This is a genomic window from Ruoffia sp. FAM 26255, from assembly GCF_045528525.1.
Lineage (GTDB): Bacteria > Bacillota > Bacilli > Lactobacillales > Aerococcaceae > Ruoffia > Ruoffia tabacinasalis.
On the sequence record NZ_JBGQQX010000006.1, the window covers coordinates 1 to 12,674 of the forward strand.

General features: G+C 35.0%; 12 protein-coding genes. 2 read left to right on the forward strand and 10 right to left on the reverse strand.

Features of this window, described 5'->3' with window-relative positions; translation table 11 throughout:
- A partial coding sequence (locus ACEN31_RS02045) for an IS30 family transposase (protein WP_407101443.1) occupies positions 1 to 530 on the forward strand: 530 nt, incomplete at its 5' end.
- A 410-nt stretch (positions 531 to 940) separates the two neighbouring features.
- On the opposite strand, the gene ACEN31_RS02050 is transcribed toward ACEN31_RS02045, so the two are convergent.
- Both ACEN31_RS02050 and ACEN31_RS02055 read right to left on the reverse strand, forming a co-directional pair.
- A complete protein-coding gene (locus ACEN31_RS02050) occupies positions 941 to 1,153 on the reverse strand; it encodes a YneF family protein (protein ID WP_138403917.1) in 213 nt (70 codons plus the stop codon).
- Positions 1,154 to 1,225: 72 nt separating this feature from the next.
- On the reverse strand, positions 1,226 to 1,474 hold the full coding sequence (locus ACEN31_RS02055; protein ID WP_197104010.1) for a DUF896 domain-containing protein: 249 nt from the start codon (positions 1,472 to 1,474) through the stop codon (positions 1,226 to 1,228).
- Between the two features lie 88 nt (positions 1,475 to 1,562).
- Here ACEN31_RS02055 and lexA point away from each other — a divergent pair, with 88 nt between their 5' ends.
- On the forward strand, positions 1,563 to 2,180 hold the full coding sequence (gene lexA, locus ACEN31_RS02060) for a transcriptional repressor LexA (RefSeq protein WP_197104009.1): 618 nt from the start codon (positions 1,563 to 1,565) through the stop codon (positions 2,178 to 2,180).
- Between the two features lie 83 nt (positions 2,181 to 2,263).
- Here the strand turns inward: lexA and ACEN31_RS02065 are convergent, their stop codons facing one another.
- From ACEN31_RS02065 to glyS, 8 genes are all read right to left on the reverse strand, one after another.
- A complete protein-coding gene (locus tag ACEN31_RS02065) occupies positions 2,264 to 2,776 on the reverse strand; it encodes an adenine phosphoribosyltransferase (protein ID WP_138403920.1) in 513 nt (170 codons plus the stop codon).
- 8 nt (positions 2,777 to 2,784) lie between these two features.
- Positions 2,785 to 5,106, reverse strand: coding sequence for a single-stranded-DNA-specific exonuclease RecJ (gene recJ / locus ACEN31_RS02070; RefSeq protein ID WP_407108477.1), 2,322 nt, complete (start codon positions 5,104 to 5,106; stop codon positions 2,785 to 2,787).
- Between the two features lie 17 nt (positions 5,107 to 5,123).
- Entirely contained in the window at positions 5,124 to 5,534 is a 411-nt protein-coding gene (locus ACEN31_RS02075; RefSeq protein WP_197104007.1) for a lipopolysaccharide assembly LapA domain-containing protein, read from the reverse strand.
- Positions 5,535 to 6,341 (reverse strand): SDR family NAD(P)-dependent oxidoreductase, encoded by an 807-nt coding sequence (locus ACEN31_RS02080; protein WP_407108478.1) that lies wholly within the window; start codon positions 6,339 to 6,341, stop codon positions 5,535 to 5,537. It abuts the gene before it with no gap.
- A 16-nt stretch (positions 6,342 to 6,357) separates the two neighbouring features.
- Positions 6,358 to 7,281, reverse strand: coding sequence for a ribonuclease Z (gene rnz, locus ACEN31_RS02085; RefSeq protein ID WP_338488635.1), 924 nt, complete (start codon positions 7,279 to 7,281; stop codon positions 6,358 to 6,360).
- A gap of 133 nt (positions 7,282 to 7,414) precedes the next feature.
- A complete protein-coding gene (locus ACEN31_RS02090; RefSeq protein WP_407108479.1) occupies positions 7,415 to 9,262 on the reverse strand; it encodes an acyltransferase family protein in 1,848 nt (615 codons plus the stop codon).
- Positions 9,263 to 9,270: 8 nt separating this feature from the next.
- Positions 9,271 to 10,581 carry a GTPase ObgE gene (gene obgE, locus ACEN31_RS02095; RefSeq protein WP_407108480.1) on the reverse strand — a complete coding sequence of 437 codons (1,311 nt, stop codon included), beginning with the start codon at positions 10,579 to 10,581 and terminating at the stop codon, positions 9,271 to 9,273.
- 34 nt (positions 10,582 to 10,615) lie between these two features.
- The gene (gene glyS / locus ACEN31_RS02100; protein WP_407108481.1) at positions 10,616 to 12,661 is read right to left on the reverse strand and encodes a glycine--tRNA ligase subunit beta; all 2,046 of its coding nucleotides are present in this window, start codon (positions 12,659 to 12,661) and stop codon (positions 10,616 to 10,618) included.
- Positions 12,662 to 12,674: the final 13 nt, after the last annotated feature.

Consider the following 12,674-nt stretch of genomic DNA (forward strand, 5'->3'; position numbering starts at 1 on the left):
GAAATATCGTGGAAAGAGAGGTAGACTATCCAGCGTTCACCGAAGAATTCGGTCATCTCGAAGGAGATACCATTGTGGGTGTTCACCACAAGAGTGCTGTTATCACGCTAGTAGAGCGTCTTTCCAAGATCATCATCACTTTGAAACCGGATGGCCGCAAAGCCAGTGACATTGAACAGAGGATGAACCAATGGCTGGAATCGATTCCTCGACATTTCTTTAAGTCGATGACGTTTGATTGTGGTAAGGAATTTTCCAATTGGAAAGCATTAAGTAATCAACATGACATTGATATTTATTTTGCCGATCCAGGAACGCCCTCGCAGCGAGCTTTGAATGAGAATTCCAATGGTTTATTACGCAGAGACGGACTGCCAAAAGGAATGGACTTTAATCAAGTAGACCAAAGCTTTGTGTCATCGATTGCACACAAACGGAACACGATTCCACGGAAATCCTTACACTACCGAACACCGTTGGAAGTATTTTTGAGTTACTTAGATGAAGCAGTTTTGTCTAGCTTAATTTGACAAATCAAATGTTTAAAAAACCAACCCAGTTTTCCAAACATATCCATACAATTCACCCCATCCTAAAATATAAAAAAGAGAGACGCGTCATACCCCTTGCCTCTCAAAATAAAGCTATCATTTTCTTCTCAAAAACTTAACTTTTAACTAAAAAAGCCTTGATACAACCGCTATTAGTAGCATAAAACATACCATAGCCAATTTACTGAAGCAAATCTTTTGCACCTTATCTATTGAGAACAGTCCAAGTATTATACCACTTTTAAAATTGTCATGCATGATTAATTAGACTGGCTTCAAAATCAAAATATATTTTTGCTGCTACTTTGTTGCCTTAGGTTTAATTCCATCTAAAAAAATAAAAAACAGGAGCCATCCGAAAAAATCGGATAACCCCTACTAGCATTATATTAACGCTGTTTCATTGAGTTCATAATTTGTTGAACTTTCTTTTTAGATGGTTTTTGACCCATTTGGGCCATCATTTGAGAAATCATTCTCTCGTCGATCGGTGGATTTTCCTTAAAGTAATCCATCATATACTTTCTTGATAGGAAGAAACCAGCGACAAAACCAATAATTAATGCAATAAATACGATAACTAACCATATCCAAGTTGCCATTTAACTACACCTCTCTTCTAAACTTCATGTAATACAATAATACTAAATAATCATTGTGTTGACTAGAGAAAATTATTCGTTGTCTCTATTATGTAAGCCACGTTCTTTTTGAATCTCTTTAACTTTATTAGGAGTTAAGTCTTCCCCTTCAGGATCAACGACTTTAATTCCCTCAATTTGAGCACCAATGCTATCTCTCATACTTTGAATGTATTCTTTGTGCAGGTTTTTTCTTTCAATCGATTCTTCTTCAGTGATTGTCCCTGCTTTGTTCTTTTTAGACAATTCGTTGATGCGTTTGATCTTATCCTTACTTAACATATAATCACTCCTTTACTACGAACATTTGTTTGCTAAGCGTTATTATAAATGCTATACTAAAAACAATAAAAACGAAAGAGTTGAAATTATGAAATCAATATCAGCAAAACAATTAAATATACTTGATTGTATATATAAAGCAATTGACTCTAATGGATACCCGCCAACTGTCAGAGAAATTGGAGCAGAAGTTGGATTAGCTTCGACATCTACTGTTCATGGTCATCTTTCTCGATTAGAAGGCAAAGGTTACTTAGTCCGTGACGCGAGTAAGACACGTGCGTTAGAACTGACGCCAATTGCGCTTGAAGCTTTGGGTATTTCAAGAAAGGATATCCCTTTACTTGGTCGCGTTGCTGCCGGTGCGCCTATCTTAGCAATTGAAGAGGCCGTTGATTATTATCCAATTCCACCTAATTTAGAACATTTTGATAGCAATGATTTATTCATGCTCCAAATTGACGGTGAAAGTATGATCAATGCCGGTATCTTCAATGGTGATTTAATTACAGTTCGTCGCCAACCTTCTGCTAATAATGGTGATATCGTTGTCGCTTTGACTGATGATGACGAAGCAACTTGTAAGACTTTTTACAAACAGTCTGATCACTATATTTTACGTCCCGAAAATGACGCTATGGATGACATTATTTTAAACTCAGTCCAAATATTAGGTAAAGTTATTAGCTTATACCGTGAATTTTAGATTTAAAATATATTAATTAAAACGAAATCCGAACACTATAGTAGAGTTCGGATTTTTTTGAATTTTAAAATAAAGAGTAGGTATTAGTATTGCATTAAAGCTTTATAGTTATAACCTTCAATTTTTTCTCTACCGTTTAATTCTTTCAATTCAATTAAGAATGCAATTCCTACAACTTCTCCACCTAGTTTTTCAACTAAGTCGATTGTAGCTTTAACCGTACCACCTGTTGCTAATAAATCATCGATAATGACAACTTTTTGACCAGGTGTAATTGCATCTTTATGCATCGTTAATACGTCAGTACCATATTCAAGTTCGTATTCTACTTCAATGATTTCACGAGGTAATTTCCCTTTTTTACGAACTGGCGCAAAGCCAATTTCCATTGCGTAAGCAACAGGACATCCCACGATAAACCCACGCGCTTCAGGTCCAACAGCAACTTCAGCCCCTACTTCTCTTGCATAGTCCACAATTTCTTGTGTTGCTTGCGCAAAAGCAGGTCCATTTGCCATTAATGGTGTAATATCGCGAAACGTTACACCTTCCTTTGGATAATCTTCGATTGAAGCAATATAATCGTTTAAGTTCATTTAGTTATTTAATTCCCTTCAAAATAATCTTTAATAGCGTCTAACGGCTGATAATTTAATAAAGCCTCTGACTTATATTCACTTTCATATTGAATAAATGTCTTTAAATGAGGTAAATCAATTTTATTATTTGTTGCATCTTTATTAAACTCTAACCGACCATTCTTAATTGTAACAAATTCTGCTTCCAAAAACATCAAAAACATCCCTTTTAATTTTACAGGGTGTAAATTTAATGATTTTGTTATACTTTCGAATTCTGTCTTATATCTGAATTCTTGCTTGGCAAAGACATATTTATACAGATTAATAAATTCTTCTCGAGTAGGAATGCCTGCCATATATTTCGATTCCTGAACAAATGATCCTAGATAGACTTTCGACCAAGCTTGCGCATTCACTATCTCTTTCAGTTGTTGTAATTGAATGGGTGGTTCCATTACGATGAGGTTATTATATTGGGCTAAATTAACTTCAGAGACATTCTCATATAATACAACGGGTGCACCATTCAATTGCTTGGTCATATAATCTGCAATTGGTTGATGGGAGAATACATATAAGGCTTTGTCTATACTTAACAAATCTTTATGAATCTTACTTGAGCGATAATCTAACCATTGAGAACCATTGACACCCATATCTTTCAGCATTAACTGTGGAAGACGATTCCCATTCCATTCGTTAATATCTAACTCACCGACGACAGACACAACACTGCCGTTCTCTAACCCTTCAGCTTGCTCTGCCTTACCAAAGCCTATGGCTTGTAATTCGGCTTGGCTATTCGTTTGTTTAAGGGCTAGCTTGACATGATTTTTATCTGCACCAATAAATCTGATTGTATTAATATGAGCATCCTTGACCATAAATTGCGGTTTAGGATTATCCGTACCGAAAGGTCCTAATAAATTCACTTCATTAATAAAGTCAATCGTCATTTCATTCACGCTTAACGGCATATCAATCACAATTGGCTCAGGTTCGTTTAGTAATTCAGTATAGTGCTCAAAACTTTTGTGAATGCTTTGTTTAAAGTCTTCCCAATTCTCTTCATCAATCGTTAACCCTGCTGCTTGACTATGTCCACCGAAGTGAGTCAGGTACTCATTTTGTTTAACGAGTTCTTCGAAGATATTTATCTTAGAGACACTTCTTGAACTTCCTTTATATTGCTTTTTCTCTTCTATGTATTGGAAGACAATCGCTGGTCTTTGGTATTTTTTAACCAAACGACTTGCAGCAATCCCCAAGACTCCGGCAGGCCAATCTTTATCTGCTTCAATAATAATATTTGGAATCGAGTCATACTGAGCCATACGATTTTCGATTTCTATAGTGATGTTTTCGGTGATAGATTTTCTTTCACGATTTTTTTCATTCACTATTTCTAATAACGATTCCGCTTCAGAAATATCTAAAGTTTTCAATAACTCTAAGCCCGGCGTCGGATCTCCTAATCGACCAACTGCATTTAAACGTGGACCAATAATAAAGCCAATCGTCTCACTCGTTAAGTTATCTAAATTAACTTTTTCATTTTGTAATAATAATTGTAAACCAACGCGCATCGAGTCTTTAATTAGAGTCAATCCACTTAATACAATCGTTCGATTTTCATCCGTTAAAGACACCATATCTGCAACCGTACCGATTGCTGCCAATTCAACAGCTTCTGTCGGAACTTCACCTAATAATGCACTAACTACTTTCAAAGCAACTCCCGCCCCACTTAATTCTGGGAAAGGATATTGACCTGATGGATGTTTTGGATGAATAATTGAGAATGCATTCGGTAATTCACTTTGCAATTCATGGTGATCGGTAATAATACAATCCACACCTATATCATTCATTGCATCCACAGCTACAAAGCCAGCAACACCGTTATCGACGGTTATGATTAATCGGATATCTAATTCGTTAACCAACTCACTCCAACGTGCTTTATTTGGCCCATAACCGTCTGTTAAGCGGTTTGGTAAATAGTAATGGACGTTGGCTCCAATAGTCTCTAAAGTCTCATACATTACCAATGTGCTAGTAATACCGTCTGCATCATAATCTCCATAGATTAAGATTGGTTCAAATTCTTCAATCGCTTTTTGAATGCGTTCGATTGTTTTGTCCATCTCAAATAGTAGAAAAGGATCATGATAAAGTTGAGGTTTTTGATTTGTTTTCTCAATTAACTCTTCAGAACTTGTGATGCCTCTAATTGAACATAGGCGTAAAAAAGTTGAACTAAATGTAGATTCATTATTGTCTAAAATACTTTTAGAAGCGTCTCTATTAAACTCTGGTCTGATTTGCCAATCAAACTGTGCCATATTGAACTTCACGAATATTACACTTCCTCTGTTGTATCAGTTGCTACATCTTCATTTAATTCTGGTTTTTCTTCTGTTTCTACAGAAATTGTATTACGTGAAACACGCTCTTGTTCTTCGACCTTACTGCGTAATTCAGCAATTGTTGCATCTTTTTCAATCGCAGTATTTGAGTGATTATGTTTCTCTTTTGATAATTGTTTTTCTAATTCTTTATTTTTCTTTCTGTTTGATTGAATCGCAGACATTGATGCAATCATTCCAATGATAACTCCAACCAAAATACTGAATAATACAACTAAGACAAGTGATACTTCAAATTGAGTGAAAAAGAAATCAATTCCAACAACATTTGTATTTTGTAATGCAAAAACGACTACTAAGATTAGTAACATAATAATCGCAATAACTTTCCATTGTTCTTTCATCTAATTATCCTCCTTGAAATTTAACATTTCTCCTGCTAATTTATCTCCAATACTTGGAAACACTTTATATAGTATATCAATAAAATGATAATAACGGGGACGATTTAACTCTCTTTTGCGACGTGATGGTTTTAAATGTTTAGTCACATCTTTAGCTAACTTTTGTGGATTTAATGCAAATGCTTTAATACGGTCATAATATTCTTTAGAATTTGAATCATGATTGAAAAAGTCCGTTTTGACAGGTCCAGGATTAATTATTGTCACATCAATACCAAACCGCTTTAATTCCAATCTTAAACTATTCGCATAGCCTATCACTGCAAACTTCGATGCCGAATAAACACTTGAACTTGGTGTGGCTATTTTACCAGCTATGGAAGAGATGAATAAAATATGTCCAGTTGTATTTTTAATAATCATTTCCCTTGCGACCAATTGTGATAGATAGATCATCGCATAAGTATTGATTTTAAAGAGCTGATCAATTTCTTTAGAAGTGAAATCCACTGCTTTTTTAAATATACCCATACCACTTGAATTGATTAAATAATCTATATGACCAAAGGCATTGATTGTTTCTTCAACGGTTTCTTCAATTTCTTTAGCCTCAGATAAATCTTTCGCTAACACAAGTGTGTCTATTTCGTATTCTTGCTTCAGTTTGTCTGCCAATTCATTGAGTACTTCTTCTCTTCGAGATACTAATACAAGATTACCGCCTTTTTTGGCTACTTCAATGGCAATCGCTTTACCGATACCACTTGAAGCGCCCGTAAGTAATACGACTTTGTTTTTCAGAAACATAATCTCATCCTTTCAATTATATTTCAAATTCATTTAAATCATAAGCAATTTTCGTTTGTTTGAATATTGAGCGCGCATCTTTTTCTAATTGTTTCACATCTGCCCCTAAATATCTTGAGCTAATGTGATTTAAATATAATTGCTTAACCTTTGATTGTTTAGCAACTTGTGCTGCTTGTTCAACTGTAGAATGGAAATAACGATTCGCCATCTTGTTCTCACCTTTTGCATGTGTCCCTTCATGAACAAGGACATCAGCTTCTTCGGCTAATTTCCCGATGTTTGCATTGGGTCTCGTATCTCCTATAATTGCAATGACTTTACCTGGTTGGGCTTCCCCGACAAAATCTTTCCCATCAAGTTCAGTACCATCTTCTAAAGTGACTGTTTTTCCATTTTTTAACTTCCCAAATATCGGTCCGTTTGGAATATTGTATTCTTTAAGTTTATCAACCAATAACACACCATCGGATTTCGGTTCTTCAATTCTATAACCAAATGATAGAATATTATGTTGTAGAGGTAAGTATTTAACTTTCCAGCCTTTATTTAATTGAATTTCTCCACCCTTTGGATCTAGTTCAACTATATTTACTTTATAAAGTAAATTTGATTTTGAATATTTCAATGAAGCATTAATGTATTGTTCAATCCCAGGAGGTCCGTAGATGGTAATAGGTTGGTTATCACCGCCTTGGAACGAACGACTACTTAAAAATCCTGGTAAGCCGAATATATGATCCCCATGCATATGAGTAATAAATATATTTTTGACCTTTCCTGGTTTCAATGTTGTTTTTAATATTTGATGTTGAGTTCCTTCTCCACAATCAAATAGCCAAGTTTCATTCAATTCATTCAATAGTTTTAACACTAAAGAACTTACATTACGACTTTTTGATGGAACGCCAGCGCCAGTTCCTAAAAATAATATTTCCATAGTCACTACCTTTCCTTAATACATTATATTTTACTACATATTTTTGAGAATTACTTTACATTTATTTTATTAAACATTAAAAGAGTGTTAGTGAGTTAATCTCCCCACCAACACTCCTCAATTAACTAATTTTTTATCTTTGACGATATATTTCATTAGCAATAAAGACTGATAATTCGTGTGCTCCTTCTTCAGTTGGATGCGCACCGTCTTCTCTTTGCCAGCCGACTTGGTCGTTTGAGTAACTTGCCCAATCAATAATATGAACATTACCAAATCGCTGAGCTGCTGCTAATAATTGTTTGTTAGCGTCAGACACCCATGAACGCTTTGTATCTGATGTTACAAAGAAAATATCATGTTCTGGCCCAATCGCTTCAATGTAGTCATTAATTTGACCTGCTGTAAAGGTTCCATTTGATCCCATCATTGTAACAACTGTTGGTTTCAAAAGTCCACTTTGATCTAAACTATTAACAACCGACACACTATTATACAGTTGACGTCCGACTTCACCGTTAATGACCGCTTTCGGGAAGGCATTTTGAATTTGTTTTGTTGCTGCTAATAAAGTAGAGTCTCCTACAAAGGTAATATCTAGTCCATTGGCATAAAGCATTTCTTGTTGGCCGAGGCCTTCAATATTGTTAACTACTTTCACATTTTCAGTATCTTCTGTCTGTGTATCTTCGGCTATTTGGGAGTTCGTTTCAATAATCGTTTGCAATTCTTCTGCCGTTTGAGCTCTTTCTTCAGGTGCAGCAAAAATTCCAATCGTACCAATGACGAAAATCACAATATAAGCACCTGTAATCACTTTAACGTTTAAAAGAGTCCCTTTATGAGATCTTAAATATTTTAATTGGTGACGTGTTTTCTTAAGATTAAAGTCTTGTCCAAGTGGTAAACTAATAGTCACTTGCTCAAATAATCGGTAACTAATTTCAGCAAGTATCGCGATAATTAAAAACTGAATTGTATAGTTTGCCCATGATGGTAAACCTAAATTTTGCATCATATTAGGAATAATTAAATAAACAGGATAAAACCATAAATAATAAGAATAACTACGTTTACCAATAAAGGTAAGCAGTGGAAAACTTAATATCTTGTTCCAAATCGTACTTGGGTGAATGGAAACAAGAATAAATAATGCACTTAAAAGCGTGAATAAACTCATCCCAAAGCGATAAGCAAAGGGTTGTGTTCCGTACATAAATTTACACATAAAGAACATCAAGACCATAATTAACGTCCCTATACCATTAAAAATCCAATTAATTTTACCTTTAATTGGCTTCGCAGTAAGATTCATCGGTAATATTAAACCGACAACCCCACCTGCTGTATAAGAAAACGCCCGTGTAAATACACTATAATAAATACGTGTAGGGTCTTCACCATCTTTATATAAATAACCCATTAAAAATGCTGATACAACAGTAACAATGAGTAACATATTCACGGTTGTTGTTTGTTTCTTATGCCAAGAATATAATAGCAATATTATTACGGGTGTAAGTAATATTAACTGACCTAAAATTCCGACATACCATAAGTGCGTAAAGGCACTTGGGTTTGCAGCCTGAACGAAATAAGACTGTTCATTCAAGATTTGATAATAGTTATTAAAGAAAGCAAGTCCTGATAAAGCCATATTTCTAAGGTTAAATAAAGACCCTCTTGAAAATAACAAGATAAAAGAACTTGCTGTTATAATCATGGCTAACATTGGGAAAAACAATCGACTTAACCTTTTTTTATAAAAGGTTAAGTAATTTATTTTAATTCCTTTTTGACTAGCACTAACAAAGTGTCTAAAGTTAAAAAAACCAGCGATTAACAAGAACATATTTACCGCTAAAAATCCACCGGGTAAAATATGCTGGAAAAAATAATACACAATAATTGTGATAATTGATAGCCCTTTAAGACCATCAAAGATATCTAATCTTTTTTTGGACTTAGTTTCTTGTGACATGCTATCACCTAATCCATAAACTCAAACTGGAATGTTGATAACTCAACAATATCTCCTGTCTGAGCTCCAATATCACGAAGAGCTTGATCAATTCCCATACCACGCATTTGTCTTTGGAAACGAGCAATACTTTCATCATGTGCCATATTCGTCATCGCAAATAATTTTTCGATTTGAGCACCCGTAATACGGTAGAAGCCTTCTTCGACTTGTTCGACTTCGAAAGGCGCTTCTTCTTGCTCTAAAGTATAATAAGCTTCTTCGACTTCAACTTCTTCTTCAAGTGGAATAAATTCTTCGTTTTGAACAAGTGAAGCTGTTTTCTTGATTAACTGATCTACCCCTTGATTTTGCCATGAGCTGATAGGATAAATCTCTGGAACATCTAAATCACGTTCGCCGTAATATGCATTTAGTTTTTCTTCAAATATTTCAAGATTTTCTTCTGAGATCGCTTCGTCCATTTTATTAGCGACAATCACCATCGGTCTCAGTAATAATCTTTCGTTATATGCTTCTAATTCATCCATAATATCAGTGAAATCAACAAAAGGATCTCGACCATGTACAGCTCCCATATCAATAACGTGTAACATTATTTTTGTTCTTTCGATGTGGCGTAAGAATTGAATTCCTAAACCTACACCTTCAGAAGCTCCTTCAATTAAACCTGGCATATCTGCGACAACAAACTCTTGCTGGTTTCGCAATTGTACAACACCTAAGTTCGGAACTAACGTTGTAAATTGATAGTCAGCTATCTTTGGTTTTGCATTACTAATTAGTGATAGCAACGTTGATTTACCAACACTTGGGTAACCAATTAAAGCAACATCTGCAAGAACTTTTAGTTCAAGTTCTAATTCTAATTCTTCACCGGGCTCACCATTTTCTGCAATAGAGGGTGCAGGGTTTTTATGCGTCGCAAAACGAATGTTCCCGCGACCACCACGTCCTCCTTTAGCAACAGTGAATTTTTGACCATTATCAACTAAATCGGCCATGAATTGACCAGTTTTAGCTTCACGGACAATCGTTCCAGGTGGAACTTTAATAATTAAATCCTCTGCTCCGGCTCCGTATTTACTCTTACTCATTCCATTTTCACCATTTTTGGCTTTAAAATGACGGTTGTAACGGAAATCCATTAAGGTTCTTAATCCTTCATCAACGATGAAGATAACATCCCCTCCTTGACCTCCATCTCCGCCGGCTGGTCCACCATCTGGAACGTATTTCTCTCTACGGAAAGCGACCATTCCATCGCCACCCTTGCCTGCTTTGACTTCTACTTTAGCATGATCTAAAAATGTTGACATTTGACATCACTCCTTTCTTTATCTGTGTAATTTTCTAAAACTTACTGTTTAATTCTCTTGGGTCTATAAATTTCAATACTTTATCCGTAATAAATTTCATCGTTTTCAATCTGTTTTCTCTAATTGCTTCATTATCGTCATTTACCATATTGTTATTGAAGTAATCTGCAATTGGATCTGACAATTTAACGAACATTTCTAATGCTTTATCTCTGTTCGTAGAGAAATCTGATTTTAACATATCGAATAATTTTTGTTCCGATTCAGTTTGAGCTTTCGTTTCTTCGAATAAGCCGTCTGAATTTTCCTTCACACCTAAATTGACAACACGTGTTAAAGATTCAACTAAGTTACGATACTCTTCTGGAGAGTCATTCTTAAGTTTTTGAATGCCTCTAGCAAAGTTCACACCTGCATACACATTAGCATGACGTCCATTAAGCTCTGCTTGAATGATATCATAATCAATCGCTTCTTTCTCAAGAAATTGTTGAATACGTAATTTAATAAAATCAATAAATGATTCAATTAAATCTTCTTCGGTAACATCCATATCTTTAATCACAACTTTAACAAATTCATGCATATCAAAGTTCCAATCATATTTCTCACTGATTTCTACCATTCCCATCGCTTGACGGCGAAGTGCATAAGGATCGTTTGATCCTGTTGGGATTAATCCGATGTTAAAGTAGTTTAATAGTGTATCAAATTTATCAGCAAAAGCAAGCATTGCTCCGGATAAAGTTTCAGGTAATTCTCCACCACTGCTTGTTGGCATGTATTGTTGGCTAATTGTATGAGCAATCTCATCTGAAAGACCAAATTTCTTCGCGTAAATTTCGCCCATCTGACCTTGTAACTCATCAAATTCGTTTACTACTTGGGTCATTAAATCAAATTTGTAAATTTTACTTGCTTCACTTGCAATGGCACCCGCTTCAGGTTCATTGATCGTTTCAGCTAATTTTTGAATGATGAGTTCCACACGTTTTTGTTTATCAGCTAATGTACCTAGTTTGAAATGTTCTTTAACTGATTCTAACTTCTCTGTAAAGAAAGCTAAATCATGTGTCATATCTTCATGATAGAAGAATAAAGCATCTTCTAAACGAGCTTTCAACACTTTTTTATTTCCTTTGATAACATTTTCAATGTGATTGGCGTCACCATTACGAACTGAGATGAAATAAGGTAACAGCTTATCAGTTTCTTGATCTAAAGCGTAGAAATATCTTTGATGGTCTCTCATCGCAGTGATTAAAACAATTTGTGGAATTTCTAAATATTCATCTTCAAATTGTCCAAAGAAAGCTGTTGGCCACTCAACTAAAGCCGTTACTTCATCTAATAAATCTTCTGTCATTGGGACATTCCAAGTGTTATCTGAAGCGATTTGTTCAATTTGTTTGATAATAATATCTTTTCTTTCATTTGTATCAACAATTACAAATTCATCTCTTAGTTTTTCTACATAAGTATCAGGAGACGTAATTTCTGTCTTGCCACCTAGGGAACGGTGACCTATTGATGTATTACTTGCTTCGATATTAATAAAGCTAAATGGTACGACTTCATCATCTAGTAATGACACAATCCAGTGTACTGGACGGATAAAGCTTTTATGGAATGAATTCCAAGTCATACTAACTGGGAATGTCATCGCGTTTAATACATCAGCCATATTCGCTAATACCTCTTTAGCTGATAAGCCTTCTGTATGTTTATTAACGAAGATATAGTCTTCATCTTTAATTTGTTCAACAAAAATGTCGTCGACAGTTAATTTTTGTCCGCGAACAAAACCTTGTGCTGCCTTACTCCATGCACCTGCGTCGTCTTGAGCAATGCGTAATGCAGGTCCTTTAACTTTCTCAGACACGTCTTCTTGACGTTCCGCAATTCCTTTAACAATCACAGCTAAGCGTCTTGGTGTTGAATAAGCAACTGCATCATCATAAGTTAATCGGTTATCAGTTAAAAACTGCTCGACTTTATCTTTTAATTGGTCGCTTAATTCAGTTAAAAAACGAGCAGGTATTTCTTCCATACCAACTTCTAATAAATAATCTTTTGTCATTTCAATTGCTCCT

Coding starts and splice junctions, on each gene's coding strand:
- lexA (WP_197104009.1), top strand. CDS start 1,563: ATGAAATCAATATCAGCAAAACAATTAAATATACTTGATTGTATATAT.
- rnz (WP_338488635.1), bottom strand. CDS start 7,281: ATGGAAATATTATTTTTAGGAACTGGCGCTGGCGTTCCATCAAAAAGT.
- ACEN31_RS02065 (WP_138403920.1), bottom strand. CDS start 2,776: ATGAACTTAAACGATTATATTGCTTCAATCGAAGATTATCCAAAGGAA.
- obgE (WP_407108480.1), bottom strand. CDS start 10,581: ATGTCAACATTTTTAGATCATGCTAAAGTAGAAGTCAAAGCAGGCAAG.
- recJ (WP_407108477.1), bottom strand. CDS start 5,106: ATGGCACAGTTTGATTGGCAAATCAGACCAGAGTTTAATAGAGACGCT.
- ACEN31_RS02080 (WP_407108478.1), bottom strand. CDS start 6,341: ATGTTTCTGAAAAACAAAGTCGTATTACTTACGGGCGCTTCAAGTGGT.
- ACEN31_RS02055 (WP_197104010.1), bottom strand. CDS start 1,474: ATGTTAAGTAAGGATAAGATCAAACGCATCAACGAATTGTCTAAAAAG.
- ACEN31_RS02075 (WP_197104007.1), bottom strand. CDS start 5,534: ATGAAAGAACAATGGAAAGTTATTGCGATTATTATGTTACTAATCTTA.
- ACEN31_RS02090 (WP_407108479.1), bottom strand. CDS start 9,262: ATGTCACAAGAAACTAAGTCCAAAAAAAGATTAGATATCTTTGATGGT.
- glyS (WP_407108481.1), bottom strand. CDS start 12,661: ATGACAAAAGATTATTTATTAGAAGTTGGTATGGAAGAAATACCTGCT.
- ACEN31_RS02050 (WP_138403917.1), bottom strand. CDS start 1,153: ATGGCAACTTGGATATGGTTAGTTATCGTATTTATTGCATTAATTATT.